Annotated in this window: 24 protein-coding genes and 2 pseudogenes; 7 read left to right on the top strand and 19 right to left on the bottom strand. The window is 37.7% G+C overall.

Annotation, left to right across the window (positions count from 1 at the left end):
* Window positions 1–18 precede the first annotated feature (18 nt).
* From lepA to gpr, 4 genes are all read right to left on the bottom strand, one after another.
* Window positions 19–1,854 (bottom strand): translation elongation factor 4, encoded by a 1,836-nt coding sequence (gene lepA / locus QE429_RS09295; protein ID WP_307286677.1) that lies wholly within the window; start codon window positions 1,852–1,854, stop codon window positions 19–21.
* Window positions 1,855–2,147: 293 nt separating this feature from the next.
* Window positions 2,148–2,474, bottom strand: a complete 327-nt coding sequence (locus QE429_RS09290) for a YqxA family protein (protein WP_307286675.1) — start codon at window positions 2,472–2,474, stop codon at window positions 2,148–2,150.
* Window positions 2,475–2,494: 20 nt separating this feature from the next.
* Entirely contained in the window at window positions 2,495–3,700 is a 1,206-nt protein-coding gene (gene spoIIP / locus QE429_RS09285; protein ID WP_307286673.1) for a stage II sporulation protein P, read from the bottom strand.
* Between the two features lie 127 nt (window positions 3,701–3,827).
* Entirely contained in the window at window positions 3,828–4,952 is a 1,125-nt protein-coding gene (gene gpr, locus QE429_RS09280) for a GPR endopeptidase (protein WP_307286672.1), read from the bottom strand.
* Between the two features lie 215 nt (window positions 4,953–5,167).
* On the opposite strand from gpr, the gene rpsT reads away from it, so the two are divergent.
* Window positions 5,168–5,428, top strand: a complete 261-nt coding sequence (gene rpsT / locus QE429_RS09275) for a 30S ribosomal protein S20 (protein ID WP_307286670.1) — start codon at window positions 5,168–5,170, stop codon at window positions 5,426–5,428.
* 53 nt (window positions 5,429–5,481) lie between these two features.
* On the opposite strand, the gene holA is transcribed toward rpsT, so the two are convergent.
* A complete protein-coding gene (holA, locus tag QE429_RS09270; protein WP_307286668.1) occupies window positions 5,482–6,498 on the bottom strand; it encodes a DNA polymerase III subunit delta in 1,017 nt (338 codons plus the stop codon).
* 303 nt (window positions 6,499–6,801) lie between these two features.
* Here holA and QE429_RS09265 point away from each other — a divergent pair, with 303 nt between their 5' ends.
* Window positions 6,802–6,936: a YqzM family protein gene (locus QE429_RS09265; RefSeq protein WP_307286666.1), complete on the top strand. Its 135-nt coding sequence runs from the start codon at window positions 6,802–6,804 to the stop codon at window positions 6,934–6,936.
* A 231-nt stretch (window positions 6,937–7,167) separates the two neighbouring features.
* Here QE429_RS09265 and QE429_RS09260 read toward each other — a convergent pair whose 3' ends face one another.
* The 3 genes and pseudogenes from QE429_RS09260 to QE429_RS09250 form a co-directional block, all read right to left on the bottom strand.
* Entirely contained in the window at window positions 7,168–9,498 is a 2,331-nt protein-coding gene (locus QE429_RS09260; protein WP_307286664.1) for a DNA internalization-related competence protein ComEC/Rec2, read from the bottom strand.
* Between the two features lie 60 nt (window positions 9,499–9,558).
* Window positions 9,559–10,020: pseudogene (locus QE429_RS09255) on the bottom strand (ComE operon protein 2); the annotation flags it as partial.
* A gap of 71 nt (window positions 10,021–10,091) precedes the next feature.
* Window positions 10,092–10,733, bottom strand: coding sequence for a helix-hairpin-helix domain-containing protein (locus QE429_RS09250; RefSeq protein ID WP_307286662.1), 642 nt, complete (start codon window positions 10,731–10,733; stop codon window positions 10,092–10,094).
* An 86-nt stretch (window positions 10,734–10,819) separates the two neighbouring features.
* Between QE429_RS09250 and comER the strand changes: the two are divergent.
* Window positions 10,820–11,642: pseudogene (comER, locus tag QE429_RS09245) on the top strand (late competence protein ComER).
* 265 nt (window positions 11,643–11,907) lie between these two features.
* On the opposite strand, the gene QE429_RS09240 reads toward comER, so the two are convergent.
* The 8 genes from QE429_RS09240 to QE429_RS09205 are packed head-to-tail and all read right to left on the bottom strand — an operon-like array spanning window position 11,908 to window position 16,952.
* Window positions 11,908–12,654, bottom strand: coding sequence for a class I SAM-dependent DNA methyltransferase (locus QE429_RS09240; protein WP_307286660.1), 747 nt, complete (start codon window positions 12,652–12,654; stop codon window positions 11,908–11,910).
* Window positions 12,651–13,007: a ribosome silencing factor gene (rsfS, locus tag QE429_RS09235; RefSeq protein WP_307286658.1), complete on the bottom strand. Its 357-nt coding sequence runs from the start codon at window positions 13,005–13,007 to the stop codon at window positions 12,651–12,653. The genes QE429_RS09240 and rsfS overlap by 4 nt, the downstream gene beginning before the upstream one ends.
* Before the next feature lie 3 nt (window positions 13,008–13,010).
* Window positions 13,011–13,577 (bottom strand): bis(5'-nucleosyl)-tetraphosphatase (symmetrical) YqeK, encoded by a 567-nt coding sequence (gene yqeK / locus QE429_RS09230; protein WP_307286656.1) that lies wholly within the window; start codon window positions 13,575–13,577, stop codon window positions 13,011–13,013.
* The gene (locus QE429_RS09225; RefSeq protein ID WP_307286654.1) at window positions 13,567–14,136 is read right to left on the bottom strand and encodes a nicotinate-nucleotide adenylyltransferase; all 570 of its coding nucleotides are present in this window, start codon (window positions 14,134–14,136) and stop codon (window positions 13,567–13,569) included. Before QE429_RS09225 ends, yqeK begins: the two co-directional genes overlap by 11 nt.
* 26 nt (window positions 14,137–14,162) lie before the next feature.
* Window positions 14,163–14,453 (bottom strand): ribosome assembly RNA-binding protein YhbY, encoded by a 291-nt coding sequence (yhbY, locus tag QE429_RS09220; RefSeq protein WP_307286652.1) that lies wholly within the window; start codon window positions 14,451–14,453, stop codon window positions 14,163–14,165.
* Window positions 14,447–15,286, bottom strand: a complete 840-nt coding sequence (gene aroE, locus QE429_RS09215; protein WP_307286650.1) for a shikimate dehydrogenase — start codon at window positions 15,284–15,286, stop codon at window positions 14,447–14,449. The genes yhbY and aroE overlap by 7 nt, the downstream gene beginning before the upstream one ends.
* Before the next feature lie 44 nt (window positions 15,287–15,330).
* The gene (gene yqeH, locus QE429_RS09210) at window positions 15,331–16,434 is read right to left on the bottom strand and encodes a ribosome biogenesis GTPase YqeH (protein WP_307286647.1); all 1,104 of its coding nucleotides are present in this window, start codon (window positions 16,432–16,434) and stop codon (window positions 15,331–15,333) included.
* A complete protein-coding gene (locus QE429_RS09205) occupies window positions 16,431–16,952 on the bottom strand; it encodes a YqeG family HAD IIIA-type phosphatase (RefSeq protein ID WP_307286645.1) in 522 nt (173 codons plus the stop codon). Before QE429_RS09205 ends, yqeH begins: the two co-directional genes overlap by 4 nt.
* 459 nt (window positions 16,953–17,411) lie before the next feature.
* On the opposite strand from QE429_RS09205, the gene sda reads away from it, so the two are divergent.
* Entirely contained in the window at window positions 17,412–17,552 is a 141-nt protein-coding gene (sda, locus tag QE429_RS09200) for a sporulation histidine kinase inhibitor Sda (protein WP_307286644.1), read from the top strand.
* 60 nt (window positions 17,553–17,612) lie between these two features.
* Here the strand turns inward: sda and QE429_RS09195 are convergent, their stop codons facing one another.
* Window positions 17,613–18,410 carry a phosphatidylserine decarboxylase gene (locus tag QE429_RS09195; protein ID WP_307286640.1) on the bottom strand — a complete coding sequence of 266 codons (798 nt, stop codon included), beginning with the start codon at window positions 18,408–18,410 and terminating at the stop codon, window positions 17,613–17,615.
* A 125-nt stretch (window positions 18,411–18,535) separates the two neighbouring features.
* Between QE429_RS09195 and pssA the strand changes: the two genes are divergently transcribed.
* Entirely contained in the window at window positions 18,536–19,075 is a 540-nt protein-coding gene (pssA, locus tag QE429_RS09190) for a CDP-diacylglycerol--serine O-phosphatidyltransferase (RefSeq protein ID WP_307286638.1), read from the top strand.
* Between the two features lie 340 nt (window positions 19,076–19,415).
* A complete protein-coding gene (sigK, locus tag QE429_RS09185) occupies window positions 19,416–20,132 on the top strand; it encodes an RNA polymerase sporulation sigma factor SigK (protein ID WP_307286635.1) in 717 nt (238 codons plus the stop codon).
* Window positions 20,133–20,164: 32 nt separating this feature from the next.
* Here the strand turns inward: sigK and QE429_RS09180 are convergent, their stop codons facing one another.
* Window positions 20,165–21,139, bottom strand: coding sequence for a F510_1955 family glycosylhydrolase (locus tag QE429_RS09180; RefSeq protein WP_307286633.1), 975 nt, complete (start codon window positions 21,137–21,139; stop codon window positions 20,165–20,167).
* Window positions 21,140–21,182: 43 nt separating this feature from the next.
* The gene (locus QE429_RS09175; protein WP_307286630.1) at window positions 21,183–21,863 is read right to left on the bottom strand and encodes a response regulator transcription factor; all 681 of its coding nucleotides are present in this window, start codon (window positions 21,861–21,863) and stop codon (window positions 21,183–21,185) included.
* 159 nt (window positions 21,864–22,022) lie between these two features.
* Here QE429_RS09175 and QE429_RS09170 point away from each other — a divergent pair, with 159 nt between their 5' ends.
* Entirely contained in the window at window positions 22,023–22,196 is a 174-nt protein-coding gene (locus QE429_RS09170) for a hypothetical protein (RefSeq protein WP_307286627.1), read from the top strand.
* Window positions 22,197–22,271: the final 75 nt, after the last annotated feature.

Genomic DNA, 22,271 nt, shown 5'->3' with positions numbered 1-22,271 from the left:
CTAACCTCCACTAAGTTATTATTTTTTTGTATTAGTATCGTCCATTTTTAGTACTGCCATAAACGCTTCCTGCGGTACCTCAACAGAACCTACTTGTTTCATCCGCTTTTTACCTTCTTTTTGCTTTTCAAGCAACTTACGTTTACGAGAGATATCTCCACCATAACATTTGGCTAACACGTTTTTACGCATTGCTTTAATTGTAGAACGAGCAACAATTTTTTGACCGATGGCAGCTTGAATTGGAACCTCAAACTGTTGTCTTGGAATTAATTCCTTCAGCTTTTCTACAATTACCTTACCACGGTCATATGCAAAGTCTTTATGAACAATAAAACTTAATGCGTCTACTTGTTCTGCATTTAATAATATATCCATTTTAACCAAACTAGAAGGCTTATAACCAATTAATTCATAGTCAAAAGAAGCATAGCCCCTTGTACTGGATTTTAACTGATCGAAGAAATCATAAACAATTTCAGCTAACGGAATTTCATAAACGATACCCACTCGGTTCTCGCCCTGATATTGCATATCAATAAAATTACCACGCTTTAACTGACAAAGTTCCATAATCGCACCAACATAATCATTCGGAGCCATCATTGTCGCTTTCACGTAAGGCTCTTCTACTCGGTCGATTTTCTGTGGTTCCGGCATGTTTGAAGGATTGTCAACATTTACTAGAGTACCATCAGTCATATAAACATGGTAGATAACACTTGGTGCAGTAGTTATTAGGTCAATTTTGAATTCACGTTCAATACGCTCTTGGATGATTTCCATATGAAGAAGTCCTAGGAATCCGCAACGGAAACCAAAGCCAAGTGCCTGTGACGTTTCTGGTTCAAATTGAAGAGCAGAATCATTCAATTGAAGCTTTTCAAGGGCTTCACGTAAATCGTTAAACTTAGCTGTATCAATTGGATACAGTCCGCAGTATACCATTGGGTTTAATTTGCGGTACCCAGGCAGCGGTTCTGTCGCTCCATTTTTCGCATTCGTAATTGTATCACCCACACGAGTATCACCGACATTTTTAATGGATGCGGTTAGGAAACCAACATCCCCAACAGTTAACTCATCAAGCAAAGTAGCTTTTGGAGTAAACACTCCCACTTCATTTACTTCAAACTCTTTTCCTGTTGCCATCATCTTGATTTTATCGCCGACTTTTACAGATCCTTCGACCACACGAATATAGGCAACAACACCACGATAAGCGTCATATAAAGAATCAAAAATCAGCGCTTTTAATGGCGCTTCCGGGTCACCTGATGGGGCCGGAACAGTTTTTACTACTTGTTCTAGTATTTCTTCGATCCCAATACCTGCTTTCGCTGAGGCTAAGACCGCTTCTGATGCATCCAAACCGATAACTTCTTCGATTTCATTACGAACTCGCTCAGGCTCTGCACTTGGCAGGTCAATTTTATTAATAACAGGCATGATTTCAAGGTCATTATCTAAGGCTAGATAAACGTTTGCTAGTGTCTGTGCTTCAATTCCTTGTGCTGCGTCAACGACTAATATAGCCCCTTCACAAGCAGCAAGACTTCTTGATACCTCATACGTAAAATCGACATGCCCTGGTGTATCAATTAAGTGGAAAATATATTCTTCTCCATCTTGTGCTCTATATTTTAACTGTACAGCATTCAACTTGATTGTAATTCCGCGCTCTCTTTCAAGATCCATGGAATCTAAAAGCTGGTCTTTCATTTCACGCGAAGATAATGCGTTTGTTTTTTCTAGAATACGATCAGCCAATGTGGATTTTCCATGATCGATATGAGCGATGATGGAAAAGTTTCTAATTTTTTCTTGTCGTTTGAGTTTTTCTTCTCTGTTCATGGTCTTTCACTCCTACTATACTCGCACATGTACACTATTTTTGATTATATCAGTAGAACAATCGAGATTCAATCAAATTTAGGCTCTATTAAAATTGTCTGTTGATTTCCGCACCAGGCGCGAGCGGTTCGTGGGTGTTTCGGCGAGCCTCCTCGGAGAAAAGCGCCTGGGGGTCTCCCCTGAACCATACTCCCACAAGAGTCTTAGTTCCTTCCGCTCCAATCAACAAGTGTAAAGAAGATCAACTCTTAGTAAATATTAATAAGCGGCACCATACTGGTACCGCTTTTCTGTTATTTCATTATTTTTCGGATGACGTTTTCCGATGCATTTGATATTCCTTCTGACATTTTCTTACCCATGGATGAAAAGAAATTATAGGCACTGATCTCCTCGAGCTTCTTTTTTTTCGCTTCAATATCATGGCTGGAAATATTATTGCCTAGTATAGAAGCATTAATATGATTATCTGTTTCCTTTAAGCTGACGGCCTGGTGGAAATTGGGATCATCATACCCTTTCATCTTATGGATTCCGTTATTTGCTAATTGCATTCCTGTCAAAACTGAGATTAGCATGAGAGCGGCGATACCAAAGCTTTTGAGCATAAAAAGTTTCATAAAAACTGCTCCCTTACCTTTTATTGTTTATCGGTCGATTGTTCAACATCCTGATTTACTTTTTCTGCCTGCCAGTAATATTCGCTAAATACATCAGCTAAGGCATCGGCTGAGCGGTTCAACTCCTCAAACGTATTATCCACCCCGCCAAATTCAATCAAGATGGCATTGGGTGATAGGTTTTGATTATAGATACTATTAGAACCTGCTGCATTTTTAACTATAACCCCTCTGCTTAACCCTTTATATTTTTTATCAAGTAGATTGTGTAATTCAGTTGCTAGCTTCGCGTTCTTCTCATAATTAGGGTTTTTCCCGCCGATGATGAAGGCAATCTTAGCATAGGATTTTCCATTAATCGCTACAGTCGTTTTGTCTTTACGCTGTGAATCTCGGTGAATATCAATAAAATAGTGTAAATCCCTATTGGAGGCCATCGCTGTTTCAACAACAGAACGTGATTCGAGATAGGACTTAGCAAAATTCCAACCCTTTTTATTGAGGCTTGCTTGTATATCTGTCTTGTCAATAAAACTCCCAATTCCTCTTTCTTTAAGGCTTGTCTTAAGCTGGTCCCCTATCTTAGTGACATTAATCTGTGAATGATAAGCCATATCCGGGTCAGTTACACCCTTTAGGTATGGTAAATAGGATTCCCGATTATGTGAGAAGTAAACATATACCACTTTTCGATCACCTGTTGTTTGACCTGGTTTCGTGGATGGATTCTCATCTGCTGGCTTGTCTAATCCTTCAAGGTTTTGCAGGGCAGCTTCACGCTCTGCCTTCATGATTTCTATTGGTGGTGCAGATTCAATTGGCATGTTCGTATAATTGGTTCCTTCTCCAGCCACCAGAATTTTTCCATCAAATTGATAGAATCCTGGGAGTTCTCTTCCTAGAAGGCTCCGCGGGTCATTCAAGTTAATATTACTAGATAATTTAAAGACTAAATTGGTAAGAGTGGGTGTGGCGGCCCAGTTATTTTCAACTTTTAGAAAATGATGATTTTCCCACCCCATCAGCTGGTACAGGAGCTCTCCATTCACATTGGTGGCTGCTTGATTGACAGAAGATGACATCAATCTGTACTGTGGCTTCAATGAAGTTAAGAGGCCGCTTATTGAAAAGATCAATATCATAAAGAGTAAAAGAGCAGCAATTATTTTAAGTAAGCTTGTCCCTTGGACAATCAAAAACGCACCTGATGTCCTAGCATTTTTCATAGTTCCACCCCGCTTTAACGATTCTAGTAAATCTTATGACATTACTAGAATTGGTAGAACTACAAATAACTGCTTAAGGCGTTCGAAAAAGGGGCTAACGGTTAGAAACCAAGCCCCTAAGAAGATATTATTTTGTATAGTATCCTGCATTTTCCTGATCAACCGCAGAATGAAGTGAAGAGTTTAGACCATTTGCTATGAGGTTAGCCATATCCTCTATAAAGACATCCACTTCCTTTGGAGTAACCATTAAATTATGGCCAATTGGTGCAAGTACCTCATAAATCAACTTTCTTTTTTCATCATCTGGCAGCGTCCCGACAATTCCAAGGAACGTTTTGCGATGCTTTTCTTCAGGTAGATCTTCTTCAGTTAACTTTCTCTTTTCACCAAAACTCATGCCAGCTGGTGCCAACGCTCTGGAAGGGCGATTCCCTTCCTTCAATTCTTTTCCAAAGTGTTTCAGGATAAAGTCAATCGTATCACTAGTAATGGAAACTGCATCCACCACTGTAGGAACACCAATTGCAATGACAGGTATCCCCAATGTCTCTTTACTGAGTTCTTTTCTTTTATTACCAACACCAGAACCAGGGTGAATACCTGTATCAGAAATTTGAATGGTAGAATTCACCCTTTCAATTGACCTTGATGCTAGAGCATCAATAGCAATAACAAAGTCTGGTTTTGATTTTTCAACGACTCCGAAAATAATATCACTTGTTTCAATCCCAGTTAGTCCCATAACACCAGGGGACAGGGCACTGACAGATCTATATCCTTCATCCACATTTTCAGGTTGAAGCTGAAATAGGTGTCTTGTAATTAGAAGGTTTTCACATACCATTGGGCCCAATGCATCTGGAGTAACATTCCAATTCCCGAGCCCCACCACAAGACAAGAGTCGGTTTTCTTAATACCGGATCCTTCTAGAAAGTGAGCAAACTCCCTTGCGAAAATGCCCTCCACCTTTTTCTGAGTCTCCGTATTTTGCTGTCTAATCCCTTGAACTTCCACAGTCAAATATCGACCTGCTTTTTTCCCTAACTGCTGCTCACCTTGTTTTGTTACTTCAACCAACGAAATTTTTATATCATCTACATCTTTTTCCTTAATTATGACTCCTTCAATTTGAGATAGATCCTCTTCTTGTTCGACACTTCCTTTTCTCCCAGCAAGTACCATCTCTCTTGCCTCAATGGCTAAGTCGGTTCGAACAGAGTATTGACTTAAGTCTATCGATTCACTCATCTATGTTTCACTCCTATTCTGATCTCCTTCAAATAGAAACTATTTCCTATTTTTGCCCGCTTAGCTGCAAATCATGCAACTTAAATATTTATCCTTTATATTTGTGTATTGCAATATAGGCGTTCGTTTGATAAAATACTTCTTGTTCTGAATTATAAATGATGAATGTAAAGTCGAGTTCATATAGTCTCGATTCTTTGTAGGAGGTGAATGTAATGCCTAACATTAAATCTGCTATTAAGCGTGTAAAAACGACTGAAGCTCGTAATGCTCAAAATACAACTGCTAAATCTGCAATGCGTACGGCTGTTAAGAAAGCAGAAGCTGCTGTTGCAACAAACGACGCTGCTACTGCTAAAGAAGCATTAGTAACTGCTGCTAGTAAATTAGACAAGGCTGCTGCAAAAGGTCTTATCCATAAAAATGCTGCTGCTCGTAAAAAATCACGTCTAATGAAAAAATCAAACGCTCTATAATATAGCGCTAAAAAAACGATTCCCACTTAGGAATCGTTTTTTTATATTTATTTTTACTTTTTTAAGCGAAACAATAACATCTCAATAAGCAACGATTTATTCATTCCACCTGTTTTCATTTGGTAATCAGCATCAGCAAGCAATTCCATTAATTGTGCTAATTCTTCATCAGTGAATTTATTTGCTTGTCCACTTGCCAATTTGACACGAAATGGATGCGTTTTTAAGTAACTAGCAATTTGTTGTTGACCGTATCCTCTCCTAGAGAGTTCTTTTACTTGGTATATTAATCGAAATTGCCCCGCAAGTAAGGCTAGAATTTTTATTGGTTCTTCATTTTGCTTTAGCAAATCATAATAAATTCTTAGGGCTTCATCAAGTCTTCGCTGAACAACCTTCTCAATTAAGGTAAAAATGTTCTGCTCCAGTGATCGGGCAACTAATTTTTCAACTAGGTCTACATCAATTCTTTTATGTTCCGCTGCATACAACGCAAGCTTATCTACTTCTGTGGTAATCATGAACATATTGGTTCCAACTAAAGCGAGCAATTGATCAATTGCAGCTGCCTCAATTTCAATCCCATTTCCCGATGCACGGTCCTTTATCCAGTTTTTTAACTCATGCTCATTTAACTTTTTTGCTTCTACTAATTCCGCGTTCCTTTTTAGTTCTTTGGTGATTTTTTTACGCTCGTCTAGTTTTTCATATGGCGCTGAAATCACCATTACCGTATATGGCGCTGGTTCTTTCAGGTAGGCTTCCAATTTTGATAAATCATGTACAACCTTTTCCCTAGTTTTTTCAGCAGTTAAAAACACAGGATTATGTAAGAAAACAACCTTTTTTTCTCCTAAAAAAGGGAAAGTTTCTGCATCTTCCAAGGCTACATCAATAGGTGTTTCCTCTAAGTCATAAGCAGAAAAATTAAAATCCTTTTCCTCTTCGTCTAAAATATGGTTAAGGAGTAGTTGTTTCGTTTCATTGATTAAAAATGCCTCTGTTCCATATAATAAATAGATAGGAGCAATTTCCCTTTTTTTGATTTTCTTCCAAATATCTAAAACCATTGTCCAGCGCTCCCCTTCATTTCCTCACATCTTATCGTAATGAAGCTTGGACGATTTGACAAGTACTAAAAGGGAATTAGCAATTAACTAGTAAGTGCCAATTCCCGATCTATAATGAACGCCTGCAATATCAGCCCTAGGATCTGCAATTGCTTGGCGGAGTTCCTTTTGTAATACTATTGTAGCCTCAAGTGAATCATAGTATTTTGACAACTCTTGTCAGTACAGGAAACCAATAAAGGGAGGCTGGATTTTTTCAGCCAAATAGCTTATACTATATTTTGAAAATAGGAGGGGTAGATTGTGAATCAATTCGAAAAAAACGTGCAAAGCAAACGTAATGACGCTATCGATTCTGGAGTAGGATTTGGGGTTTCTTTTGGATTTTTTGCTTTATTGTTCATTATCGCAACTGTTATTAAATTAATCGGTTCATAATGAAGGCTTACATATCATAAGAAAAGCGGAAGCGCCTTGGTCAGCCCCGACAGGCAAATGTTCTTCTGCAATAAAAGTCGCTCTTTGACTTTTCTTGCAGAAGGTTATTTGACCCGAGGGGCTAGGCGCTGTAACTGGACAATTCTCGAAGTCGAATTTAATACATTCCGATCATTTAATTAAGGACTGCTAATGTGCAGTCTTTTTTTATTTTCTTTTGAATGCTTTATCTTATGGTAAAAAGGTTGAAATGGTTCCATTCTGTTTTTGAAATCGATAGGTAATCGCCCCTTGTAAATCTGTGCGAAATATTTTGGTATTTGCTTCCGTCAACCGTTCTAGGACTTCTGGATGCGGATGGCCGAAACGGTTTTTTTCACCTGCCGAAATTAACGCTATCTTAGGCTTAACTTGATGTAAAAACATTTCGGAGCTGGATGTTTTACTCCCATGATGACCTACTTTGAGAGCATCCACTGTCAATCGAGGGTTTTCTTTTATGATTTGCTCCTCTCCTTCCTGATCAAGATCTCCTCCAAAAAACCAATTCAAACCGCCTAAGCGGGTTACAAATGCAATTGAACCACGATTTCTTTCACCAATAAAATTTCTTGCTTGCGGTGATAGAACAAAAAATTCATAGCCCTTTTCATTCCAATGATCCCCTGCCGCTACCCTTACAACAGGTATCCGTTTTTTTTCGGCTAATTTAATAAGCTCAAGTTCTGTGTCTGACGTTTCCGCCACCGATGGCATGAGAATTTGTTGTACATTCATTTCATTGATCACAGAATAAGCCCCGCCGATATGGTCAATATCTCCATGGGTTAATATGAGTTTATTTATTTTTGTCACCCCTTTTCCTTTCAGAAAAGGTACCACAACATCCCTTCCAACTTCAAACGGTTTCGCCTGCCGTTTCCATGGTTCTTCTTGGTATTGCATCGTTCCGCCTGTATCAATTAGGATGGCCCCTTTTTGGAAGGGCAGTTGAATAAATATGCTATCCCCTTGTCCGACATCAATCATGGTCACTTCTCCATTTGGATTCAAATGGCTGCACATATTTTGAAGAAAGAGTAAAGTGAGTCCCAAAACAATTAAATGTTGAATCCTTTTGGGATAAAACAAGCACTCCCAAAGATAAAATATCGCAAAAATTATAAGCACATCTATTAAAAGAAATATGAGATTTGGCCTGCCAGTAATAACCCTGCCAAAAGATATTTGTGCTATAAAATCGATGAATTCATTGAAAAAAGAAATTAGTTTTGTAAATATTCGTACAATCATGGAGGGAGTCTTGCTTAGTAAGAGTTGAAAGCAGAAGAGGAAGTACAGTCCTGGAAGATAAACAAAAGAAAACAAAGGGATGTATAACAGATTTACTGCTACTCCTAATAATGAAAGCTCAAAAAAATGGTAGAGTAAAAATGGAAAAGCAGCTAATTGAGAAACCAAGGAAGTGACTAACATCCTTGTTATATTGAGCCTATAATAGGACATAATTGTGCTAGCAGACAGGATAATGGCAAAGCTTACTGAAAATGAGAGCTGAAAGCCGACATCAAAAATAACCATTGGATTGCAAATTAAAAAGACAAGAAAAGATAAGCTTATGGCGTCCATTGAATGTAGCCTTAATCGCATTTTCCATTTTGTTGTTACTAATACAAGGAATATCATTATGCCAGCCCTTATGACGGAAGGAGATGCTCCTGTGAGTACCACATAGATGGGTATTGTGATTAATAAGGAATTTATCATGAACTGCCGTGTCATTCCAAGCCTTAGTCCCAAATAAAATACACCCGCAATTAGAAGGGATACATGGAGGCCTGAAATAGCCAATAAATGAACAATTCCCGTTTTTTGATAATGTTCAAGCAAATCCGGTTCAAGTAAGCTCTTGTCTCCAAAAATTAAAGCAGCTGACAACGATGAAATTTCAATAGGAAAATTTTCAGCTAGATAATGGGTACCGGAAAATCGAAGTTTTTTGATCAGAGTAAGCAACGAAGGTGAGCTTGGGGAGCATTGATGTAAAGGGCTTTCATCAATTTCTACTATCCAATATATTTTCTTTGTGGATAAATAGCTGCGATAATCAAATCCGTTGGGATTTTTCGCAATCGAGGGTTTTTTTAATGTTCCTGATACTCTACATATAGCACTAAAAAAGCTGGTATTCTGCAAAGCATTTTTTTCATTTTCAGATTTTATTTTATACCTCACCACAAGATTTTCATGATAATACGTTTCTTTGGCCTGGACCTGTAATAAATCGCAATCTATTTTAGGATTGTCTGTATACTCCAAAGCGAATGTAGCCAATGACTCGGGCATGATAGTGTGATTGTTTTTTTCAGCCCTCGTCGCAACCAAAAAAAATACTATGAAAATACAGATTACCAACGCCAAATGTTCTTTGATAAACCTTTTATATTTATAAAGTAAATAGCTATAACACAGAATTAACATAAAGAAGGGTAAAAACGAAACAAGCGCACTTAAGACGCCTAACAATGCGGAAATGGCACAATATAAATATTTTCCATGCATTTTTTATTCTCCATTTAGTTGATTGACGCCGGATCTTACCGGCGTCATGTAAGAGGTTTACTGTTCTATCTTTCTAAAGTCAATCACCTGTTCTGTTAGTTCTACTTTTTCAGTTTTTACACCCGCTTGTTCAAATAATTCAATAGCATATGGATGATTTTTATAATCCTCCGCGTAATAAACTGTTTTGATTCCAGCTTGAATAATAGCTTTACAGCATTGGAGACAAGGAAAATGGGTAACATAAATTTCCGCGTCTGCAGTAGGCACACCAAACTTAGCGCATTGCAGCAAGGCATTCATTTCAGCATGGATGGTTCTCACACAGTGATGATCAATTACATAGCAGCCTTTATCTATACAATGATCACCACCTGCTATCGATCCGTTATATCCCCCCGCTATAATACGTTTATCCCTAACAATAGTCGCACCCACTGTAAGCCTAGTGCACGTGCTTCTTAATGCAAGCAAATGGCTTTGAGCCATAAAATATTGATCCCAAGATAGGCGATGATTCACGAATCCCACTCTCCCTATAAATATTTATATTTAGTTTAAGGGCACTTGTACATTTTGGTCAAACCAGGATTTTACCGGACAACAATTAAATCCTTTAATTTTTCGAACGTCTTTTCCCCTATTCCACTAATATTTTTTAAATCTTCTACTGTTTTAAATGGGCCATTTGTATTCCTATATTCCAAAATTGCATCCGCCTTTGACGGACCTATTCCCGGTAAATTTTGCAACTCAGTGGTGTCCGCTTTATTGATATTTATTTTCCCCTGTTCCTGACTTCGACTTCCAGTTGCATTCTGGTTATCCATGTTGCCAGCTATAGCATCAGCCGCTTCTCCCTTAGCCGGAACATAAACCACCATTTCATCTGCAACATGCTCAGCAAAGTTAATTTGAGTTTGATCGGCTTGATCTGTTAAACCACCCGCCCTGCTTATGACATCAATGACCCGCTCCCCCGTATTTGCTTGATAGACTCCTGGCTGCTTGATTTGTCCTTTTACATCAACCATTATTTGTTCAGTTTTTTCCTGACTTTCCTTTTGTTTATTATTTGTCTTTTCCTCCCTCTTTTCACCAAGCTTTTTTTCAATGGAAATTGACTCAGAAGCGACGGGTACATCTTTATTGTTGTAAAGATAATAAATACTACTCAACCCGATAACAAAAGCAATAACCACATAAAACTTATGCTCTAACAGCCAGTCTTTCATTTGAAACCATCCTTTCTAAGGTATATTTCACACTCACTTCTCATATGGTTATAAAAGAATATTGCAAGTGAAGGAGGGTCGGAAAAATGAATCTAGGTATCATCGGTACCGGTAATATGGGGAGAATTTTGGTGGAAGCCTTGATTGATAGTCAGGCTGTTTCCCCTTCTTCAATGATTATTACAAATAGAACGAAATCAAAAGCCATGCTGCTTAAAGATAAATATAGAGACATAAGGGTTTGGGGCAACTCCTGAAGAGGTGGCTGCTCAATCCGATTTGTTATTTATTTGTGTAAAACCTCTAGACATTTACAAAATACTGGAGGACATCACTCCTCATTTAAACCAGGAAAAATGTCTTATTTCCATAACAAGTCCGGTGAGTACAAGCCAAATCGAAAAAAAGGTAGCATGTTCAGTGGTCAGGGTGATTCCAAGTATCACGAATCGTGCATTATCCGGCGTGTCCTTGGTTACCTATGGAGAAAATTGTAGTGATAATTGGAGAGAAAAAATTGAAACTTTAATTACGAAGATATCTGTACCAGTTTGTATCGAAGAAAAAAATACAAGAGTAGCCTCCGATATTGTGAGTTGTGGACCAGCATTCTTTAGCTATCTGCTTCAGCGTTTTATTCAAGCAGCTGTTAAAGAAACGGAAATTGACGAAGATTCTGCGACTATTTTTGCAAGTGAAATGATTGTTGGCCTAGGTGAATTGTTGAAACAAGGACATTATACATTACCATCCTTGCAAGAAAAGGTTTGTGTAAAGGGTGGCATAACGGGTGAAGGAATCAAGGTATTGGAAAGTGAACTGGGGGACGTCTTTGAACATGTGTTTCAGGCAACCCATGCAAAATTTAAAGAAGACCTTGATAAGGTAGAAATACAGTACTCTAACTAATATTCAACAAAAATAGACAAATTCCTTCTTTAAAAAATGGCAGTGTAAAATAATAGTGTTGATTTTTACACCCTGTTGATTGGAGCGGAAGGCACGAAGACTCCTGTGGGAGTATGGTTCAGGAGAGACCCCGCAGGCGCTTTTCTCCGAGGAGGCTCGCCGAAACACCCACGAACCGCTCGTGCCTGGAGCGGAAATCCACTGGAATGTTTAACAGAGCTCAAAAAATAAAATGCCATCTTTCAAAAACAAAGATGGCATTTTTTTATTTTTTTCTTGCTATAAAAAAGATCCGTTCCGATTCTGGACTTGGTAATTCAGATTCAAAATCTGCACATACTTCCAGTAATTCAAAACCAGCCTCATTTAACCAAGATGAGTATTGCTCAACAGGATAGGTTCGTTGGTAATGAAATTCATCATACCGTTCATATTTCCCCGACAATTCATCAAGAACAAAAAAACTTAAATCATGTTCGACACTATATTCATCTTCCCCAGCGAAACTATTCCAAATATATGAAAGATGCTCATCATTAAGGGCAAACGTTTGATCGATAAAACCATGAGCAACTTTATAGGTAGAATGGACATCAAAAATAAATAATCCACTATGAGCCAAATGCTGAAGAGCAGTAGTAAATGTGGCTTTAACCTCATTTTCGGTTTGCAGATAATTGAGCGAATCACAAAAAATACCGATGACATCAAATTCTCCTTGGCCATCTAAATCAATCATATTCTGCTCAAAAAACGGAATCCGAACCCCTCTATTTTCTGCCTTTGCCTGAGCAACAGCTAGCATATCTGAGGACAAGTCTACACCCGTTACTTGAAATCCTTCATCCGCAAAACGAATGGAAAGCTCCCCCGTTCCGCAGGCTAAATCAAGCAATCGCTCCCCAGTAACATCATATTGCTCAAGCTTCTCTTTTACGAACTTTACCCATTCCTCATAAGGAGCATCCTTCATTAGCTCATCATATAAATAGGCAAACTGTTCATAACTCATGAATTTAACTCACTATGGATATCTTCAAGCGGTGCATCGCCCCATAGACGTTCAAGGTTGTAGTAGCTTCTTTCCTCACGATGGAACACGTGTGCTACGACGTCACCTAAATCAATTAAGACCCATCTTGCTTCATCGAAGCCTTCCATTCTTTTAACATCATAGCCGTTTTCTTGCGCTTTTTCTTTAATCTCTCGTGCTATTGCTTGGACCTGTTTATCCGAATTACCATGACAAATAATAAAATAGTCAGCAATTAGAGAGATTCCCTTCATATTTAATGCCAATATATCTTCCGCACGTTTGTCATCGGCTGCTTTTACAGCTAATTTTAATAGGTCTTGATTACTCATCCATCAATCCTCCAGTTTATTGACAAGGTCATTGTAAGTATAAAATGTATCAGGGTACACCTTTTGATTCTTTTTTAATAAAAATAAAATTGTATTTTGCACTGATTTAACCAGTGCACGATTTAAATTTAATTTAGCCAGTTCTCTTACTTCGTCTACCCCCGGAAAGTGACGGCCTGGTTCAATATAATCTGCCAAATAGATCACTTTTTCTAATAAGGTCATTCCTACTCTTCCTGATGTATGGTAGCGGATGGCATCTAGAATTTCTTGGTCGGTAATTCCTACTTCATTCTCAACTAAATATGCACCCGCAGGCGCATGCCATAATTCCGCATTATATTCCAGTAAGTCCAGAGGGTATCCTTTTGAGGAAATGATTTCCTTCATTTCCTCTTTTGGACGAAATTTTGCATAATCATGAAAAATAGCAGCTAACTCAGCCTTTTTTTCATCAGCTCCATATTGCTTGGCTAATGTTATGGCTGTTTCCATGACTCCGATTGTATGTTGATATCGATGCTCCGTTAACTGTTCTTTCACTAGCTGTAATGCTCTTTCACGTTCCATATAAATGATTCTCCTCAATATAATCAATGACAACATCAGGCAACAAATAACGGATGGTCTTCCCATTCTTGAACCGTTCTCTAATCATACTTGAGGACACATCCATGCCTGGTACTTCTACATAAAGTACAGGATAATTTGTTTCATGGCTATATGATGGTCTATGTACACCAACAAATTGAACGAGCTTAATAAGCTCATCAATCTGTTGCCATTTCGGTAAATATTCTATCATGTCAGCCCCAATGATAAAGAAAAATTGATGATTAGGATACTTCGCATTAATCATCTTCATTGTGTCAATCGTATAAGAGGGACCTTTTCGTTCTAATTCTATGGTCTCTATTTTAAAAGCATTATTTCCTTGAGTAGCAAGCTCAAGCATCCGAAGACGGTCTTCGTTTTTGACGGTACTTGTCTTTTTCTTATGAGGCGGCTCTTGATTTGGCATGAACCAAATTTCATCAAGCTGAAGCACGGAAAGAACCTCATTAGCAATCATCAAATGACCATAGTGCGGCGGGTCAAATGTTCCACCCAATATTCCAACCTTCTTCATGCAGTCGCCATCCTTTACTCCTTGGATTATGGAAGGGTGATCGTTTTCTTTTCAACAGACTCTTTATAAAGGACAATCGTGTTACCAATGATTTGTACGATCTCAGCGCCTGTTCCTTCTGCTAGCTGTTCTGCAACTTCTGTTTTATCTTCTTCACAATTTTGCAGGACACTGATTTTAAATAGTTCTCTAGCCTCGAGTGCATCAGCTACTTGTTTTATCATATTTTCATTTACTCCGCCTTTTCCTACTTGAAAAATTGGATCTAAATGATGTGCTTTTGAACGCAAAAAACGTTTTTGTTTACCTGTTAACATGTCTTTCCTCCTAATTGTGTCAACACATTCTCTCTCATTCGTTGGGTATCCGGCAGAATGCCTGTCCACTTTTCAAACGCAAGGGCCCCTTGATAGACAAACATATCAATGCCATTTTGCGTCATTGCCCCTTTTTCTTTTGCAGCATACAAAAATTGAGTAGTAAGCGGATTGTAAATTATATCACAAACCATTGTACCTTTCCTCATGTTTGTTAAATCCAGAGGCTGCAAAGAGGTCCGCGGAGACATTCCCACCATCGTTGTTTGAATAATTAAATCATATTCTTCTAATTGTTTGCTAGCTTCAGATAGGTTACATGCGGTAGATGAAATTGCATAGGGACATGCTTCAATCAAACTTTCTGCCTTTTCTAAGGTACGATTAGTGATATCTATGCTTGAAGGCTGTTCATTCGCCAAAGTAAAGTAAATCGCCCGTGCTGCTCCGCCCGCTCCAATAATTAAGACCCTTTTATCTTTCAAGGAAGAAAGGCTTGTTTGAAGTCCCCTTAAAAATCCTGGACCATCGGTATTATAGCCAATTAATTTCCCATCCTTATTAACGACAGTATTCACAGCACCGATATTGGCTGCTAAATCATCTACCTCATCTAAGAAAGGAATAATCGTACTTTTATGAGGTACAGTAACGTTGAATCCGCCGACCCCAAGCGCCTTTAATCCCTTTACTGCTTCCCGTAATTCTTCACTCTTCACTTGAAAAGGAAGGTAATAGGCGTCGATGTTATAAAAGGAAAACAAATCATTGTGCATGACAGGCGACATCGAGTGTCCTATCGGATCTCCTAAAACTGCATACAGCTTTTTCACTTGACTTCCCCTCACCCAAGTTCTGAATTTATAATCTCTATAACTTAAATTAATGATTTACGGATCATTGTTTGGACACCTTTTGGAACATATGCAGCTACTTTTGCTCCAGGCTCATTCACTGTAATCCAACCTAGCCCTGAAAAAACAATATCTGTCTTGGCTTCCTTTATCACAAACTCTTGTCTGACTAACTCTGGAAAAGACTCCACTTGTTCTGGCTGCGGAGGTGTCAGCATTTCACCGACATGTTTATTATATAGTTCAGTGGCATTCTCTGATTTTGTACGATGAATATTTAATTCATTAGATAGGTAACACACAAATGATCTTCTGCCGCCACTAATATAATCAAATCTTGCTAAGCCACCAAAAAATAAGGTTTGACCTTCATTTAATTGAAAAACCTTTGGCTTAATCTCCTTTTTAGGAGTAATAATTTTCAAATCTTTTTTATCAACAAAATGAGCCATTTGATGGTGGTTAATAATCCCTGGTGAATCAATCAAAAATTTCCCATCATCTAGAGGAATCTTGATAATATCAAGCGTCGTCCCAGGGAAATGTGATGTAGTAATAAGGTCTTCTTCCCCAGTTACATCTTTGATAATTCTATTTATAAAAGTTGATTTTCCTACATTTGTACAACCAACTACATAGACATCTTTCCCGTTCCGCATTTCATCAATAGCTGCAGCGGTTTCTTTAATAAACAAACCCTTAGCCGCACTCACAAGAAATACTTCTTCTGCCCTTAACCCTAGCTCCTTGGCTTCATTTTTCATCCAGTTTGTTAGCTTGTTGAGTTTGACTGACTTTGGTAATAAATCGACCTTGTTACCTACAAGAAGCACTTTGTTTTTCCCGACGAATCGATGTAACCCAGGTAGCCAGCTTCCATTAAAATCAAAGATATCTACGATCATGACAATTAGGGCATCTGTTTGACCCATTTCATTTAAGATCTTTAAAAAGTCATCATCAGTAAGATTAACATCTTGAACTTCATTGTAATGCTTAAGTCTGAAACATCTTTGACAAACAATGATTTCCTTTTCTAATGCTGAAGCTGGTGCATAGCCTAGTAATTCCGGGTTTTCTGTTTGGACTTTTACACCACAGCCGATACAAATATGTTGTTCACTCACGAATGATCCTCCCATTGAAGCATGCCTTTTTTTCTAAACCAATTCAAAATTCTTCTCTCAGCAAACCGATTAAACTTTGTAAAGAAGCCGTCTGTTTGTGCAACGGGTACAACCAATATGGTATGAAAACCACTGCGGTTTCCACCCAATACATCTGTTAATAATTGGTCCCCAATGACAACCGCTTCTTCTTTTTTAATCCCCATTTGCTTTACTGCTTTATTAAATGCAGGTCCAAGTGGCTTTCGCGCTCGAAAAATAAACGGTAAGTTTAAAGGATCTGAAAAGGCCTTTACTCGTTCTTCATTATTATTAGAGACGATTGTTACAAGGATATTATGATTTCTGATTTCATCAAACCAATTTATCAATTGGGGGGTCGCATTAGGGCGGTCCCATTCAACTAAGGTATTATCTAAATCTGTAATAATCCCTTTTATCCCTTTTTCTTTCAATTCTGAAGGAGATATATCCAGAATGCTTTTTACATGCTCATCTGGTAAAAATTGTTTTAACACTAAGCTTACACCTCATTAACATTCTAAATAATAGAAGCTCATTTAAAAAACTGTACCTGTACAATCATAACCAATATTAAACGTTGTTTCAAAAGAAAAATAACCATTTAATTATTCAACAAAATTCGACCACACTTCATTTCTTCTTAAAATTAATAGTCAGTATTTTCAACGGTTGTGAATGTTTTAAATAAAAAATAAAAATATTTTTCGACAAATATCTACTTTTTCAAACTCTGTGGATAACCTTATTAACATTATACCCATTGTATCCTTTGAGTTTTCTCTGTTTATGAACAAATTAATCACAACTTATCCACCAGAAGTTGTGGATAAATAGAACGATTGTTCTATAGGGATAAATTTGGTAGATTTAGGGTACACCAATTGAACGTACTATTTTATGTTTAGTTTTCATCAAATAGAACAATTTATTAATAAACGGAGGTGGATTCTGACGTGAGGAAACTGTCAGATGAATTATTAATTGAATCATATTTTAAAGCCAAAGAATTAAACCTAAGCCCGGATTTTATTGGTCTCATTGAGTCCGAAATCTACCGTCGTTCGTTGAATAATAAAATAAAGCTTTCCTCTTAATATTTTCAATACTGCCCTATTAGGGCTTTTCTTTTTTTATAGACCTTTTCTACAGTCAAATCATTTTCCCAATTCTGTTTTAACTAACACACCTATTTTTTCACCAACCTTAATATCCTTTGGTGTTTGAATATTTGACTCTAACCGGAAGGTGTCTTTTTCAAATAAAAGAACAACAGTTGACCCAAAGCTAAAATAGGCCATCTCCCCTCCTTTTTCAAGGGTTGAGCCCTTGTGAGTCGTTTCAATTGAATTAACAAACATGGCTCCAACTTTAACAATTGCCACATGTCCATAGTTGGTTTTAACCTCTGTAATTACCCGATAATTTTTTGCAAGGGTTCGGACACCATATTTTAAGCCTAATTTATTGACTGGATACGATTTTGATCCAAGTGTCCACTGTTTTGTTACAGTACCATTTACAGGGCTATGTATCCTATGGTAATGGCTTGGACTTAAATAAAGAATCATGTATGTACCATTTAAATATTTGGTTAAGGCCGCAGGATCACCAAGCATTTCATCAATTGAATAGGTCTTTCCCTTTACAACAATTTCGCTTGTCTCTTTAATCGATCCAATATCCTCAATGACAGCATCTACTGGACTGACTACAGAGTCTTCATTTTTATCAATGACCCGTGCCCCTTGCTTTAGTGTGCGTACAAATAAATCATGAAGTGTTGGATAGTCCGACACTCTCTTTTCCATTTCTGCTTCATTCAATTGATAAATTTTAGCGAAGGACGGTACAACAAAACGGCTTGTACGTGAACTGGCAAACCTTCTTAATATGCTGGATGTCCACTTGCCATTCGTTAATTCAATCATGAGACGATATAAACCTTGTAACATCAATCTACCCCCAAATAGTGTAAAAATACTCTTTACGAACAGTCATAAAAAGCTTAGAATTAAATAATATAGAATAAACTAAAAAATTGATTTCCTTTTGCTAAGAAAAGGAGTGATGAGGAGAAATGTTTTTGCTGGACGTATTGGATCAAACTTTAAAAAAATTGAAATCTCAAACTGCAAATGTAGTCACACTAATAAATTTATCATTAGGCGGTTTTGCCATTGTATTTGGACTTCATGGTAATCTAAGACTAAGCTTACTGCTTATTTTTATTGCAGCCTTAGCAGATCGTTTTGACGGTATGATTGCACGAAAGTTTAATATTGAATCCGAGCTTGGAAAACAATTAGATTCCATGAGTGATATTATATCATTTGGAGTGGCTCCTGCACTATTACTATACCAAGGAATTTTACATGAATTCGGCGGACCAGGATCTTTTTTCACTGTTTTTTATATTGGTTGTGGTGCTTTTAGACTCGCACGTTTTAATATTACTGAAAGTAATGGATATTTTACCGGCCTGCCAATCACAGCGGCTGGTGTATTAGCAACGCTAAGCTATCTAATCATTCCATACGTTCCATCTCAAACGTTCTTATTTATAATCATCATTCTATCATTCCTAATGGTAAGTTCATTTAAACTGAAAAAAGTCTAATAATCAACAAAAAGCATTAACCTTCAAGGTTGATGCTTTTTTAATTAAAGGCTGTGTTAAAGAACAATGTTGATTATTGCACCCTGCTGATTGGAGCGGAAGACGCGAAGACTCCTGTGGGAATATGGTTCAGGGGAGACCCCGCAGGCACTTGCGCCGAGGAGGCTCGCCGAAACACCCACGAACCGCTTGCGTCTGGAGCGGAAATCAACAGGCAAGTTTAACAGAGCCTAATTAAAAAAAATATTAATTAAATTGGACAGACACAATTTCCTGATTTTTTCATAGGAATTAGTAATAGGCCATAGCCCAAAAATTAAAAGCATTGGGGTGGAAGTGGATGTCTGGAATCTTAACAGCACTAGGATATTTAATGAAGGAGTTTTTATTTCTTGTTTCTTACGTTAAGAACAACGCCTTTCCTCAGCCCCTATCTGCTGCTGAAGAAAGAAAATATTTACGGTTAATGGCAGAAGGGGATTCACATGCGCGAAATATGTTAATTGAGCACAACTTGCGTCTGGTTGCGCATATCGTTAAAAAATTTGAAAATACCGGGGAGGATTCCGAAGATTTAATCTCCATTGGAACCATAGGCTTAATTAAAGCGATTGAGAGTTATTCCGAAGGGAAAGGAACAAAGCTAGCCACTTATGCAGCCCGTTGTATTGAAAACGAAATTCTCATGCATTTACGCGCACTCAAGAAAACAAAGAAAGATGTATCTTTGCATGATCCCATTGGTCAGGATAAGGAAGGAAATGAAATCTCCCTAATAGATGTCCTAAAATCAGAATCAGAAGACGTAATTGACACCATTCAGCTGAATATGGAACTTGAGAAGATAAAAAAGTATATCGAGGTGCTCGATGATCGTGAAAAAGAAGTGATTGTCGGGCGGTTTGGCCTAGACCTCCAAAAAGAAAAAACCCAACGGGAAATTGCTAAGGAATTGGGTATCTCAAGAAGTTATGTTTCAAGAATAGAAAAGCGGGCATTAATGAAAATGTTTCATGAATTTTATAGAGCTGAAAAGGAACGAAAGAAAAAAAACTAAACACCTTCTATACTATACGAAAAAAAGAGCAGTTACTCCTGCTCTTTTTTTCCGTCTTTAAGAAGAATAGTCCATTTCTTACCACCGTCATGGGATTCATACATATCATTTTTATAGGTGGTAAAGGCCATTTGATTATGGTCCTTTTGATTTACCGCTAAATATGTAATAGGGTTATCATAATCCAAGAAAGGAATCTCTATCACACCTTGCGCATTCGTTACAGGATTGATCATTTTTAATAAGATCTTATCATTCTCCACACTGGAGTATAGAATGCTATCTCCACTAAACGTTAGGGATGTCACCATAATGGAGCCCGTAATTGGATTCATTGTATTCCCATTATCTGTTGAATAATAAATACCAGTCCTTGTTGACATCGCCATGATGTCACCATTTTTGGGGTGAACAGCAATCATTCCCAATGAATCTGCAGTAAACCCTTTAAATGCGCTTTGAGTCCAAGTGTCACCATTATTTTTAGAGTAGCTTACACCTAAATTTAAATCTTCAGAGGGTGCTTCATTAATAATATAAAGCCCTTGCCCTGAAAAACTAGAAGCTAGAAAATGAAAGTTCTTCTTACCATAGAAGGCTATTGGCTCTACAGTCTTCCCTTTATCAACACTTCTAACCACACCAAGAGGATCTTTCAATCCTGTTCCCTTCTTTGGATGCCCACTTCCTATAAACCCATCTTCTACCGCTTGAAATCCAATAAAATCATGTTGGTATGTGGTGGGTTCATACCACTTTGAATCTTTGAAAAATTTTAAACCAGCATTTGTAGCAACATAAAGCGCATTGTCATTACCTGGGTAGCCAATCCCACGAATGTTTTTAAATTTTAGTGACTCTGCTTCAACAATTTCAAATTTTGCTTTTGTTTCAACTTTCTTATCCTGCTGGGTCTTTTTTGGATTTTCACTATTATTTGTGCATCCTGTAGCAACTAGTAATATTCCTAAAGCAATAGCTAATATCACTTTCATTTGTACTTTCACCTTTTTGCCTCCTGAACATTATCTAAAACTATGAGGTTCTCGCTTATAAATCCTTATCCATCCACTTATACCCTAGTCCCCATACAGTTGTCAAATAATCGTCAACAGGAAAACCTGATTTCCGTAATTTTTCCCGTAAATTTCTTACATGCGAATCAATGGTCCGATCTTCTGTTGTTACTGCATATCCCCAAATGGATGTAAGCAAATGCTCTCGGGTAAACACTTTATTTCTATTTTTCAATAAAAGGGAAAGTAAGGAAAATTCCTTTGGTGTTACAGAAACAAAATGACCCTGGTAGGATACCTCAAAGGATTCTTCATTAAGCAAAAGCCCATAAAAAACAATTATGCTTGATGGCCCATTTTTTCTTCTTAATACTGCTTCTATTCTTGCAATCAGCTCTTCCTCATCAAACGGTTTTGAGATATAATCATCAGCACCCATATTTAACCCTTTAACAATATCTATCTTTTCACTGCGAGCGGTAAGCATAATGATTGGTATATCCCCAATTTCCCTCATTTCCTGACATGTATCCCAGCCATCCATTTCTGGCATCATGACATCTAACAAAACAAGGTCTACACTCTCTGCTCCGAGATATTGAACCGCCTTATACGCTGATGTCATTTTAATGCACTCATAGCCTCTAGGAGTTAAATAAAGGGAAAGTAGATCTAACATCAGTGTTTCATCATCAATAAGCAGAATTTTCTTCAATGGTATCCCTCTCCCGTAAATATTTCTAGGCAAAATTATACTACAAAATATTAAGAACATCTGTGAAATCTTGTTGAATTGATTGGGACATACACGTTTGCCTATACATGCTTATACAAGGGCTCATACCCTATTATAAAATGGATAAAGGGGGGAATCATGATGCCTTACGGATATCCAAGCCCTTATGGTTTTTGCGGTTATCCCGCCCCATATCCAGCTTATCCTGTTCCATATGCAGCCGGCAGTGGATTCTGGATTGCGGTTATCATAGTCTTATTTATACTATTATTACTCTTCGGGGGCTGGTGGTGGTATAACAGGGCTTGTTAAGGTTCTTACGGAGACTGACTCAACTTTTAGGTCAGTCTCCATTTTTCTGCTAATATAGAATTTTTAGAAAAAGTA

This window comes from Bacillus sp. SORGH_AS_0510, assembly GCF_030818775.1.
Classification (GTDB): Bacteria; Bacillota; Bacilli; order Bacillales; family Cytobacillaceae; genus Neobacillus.
Note: the sequence above shows the minus strand (reverse complement) of the source record. Positions and strands in the feature narration are given on the sequence as shown.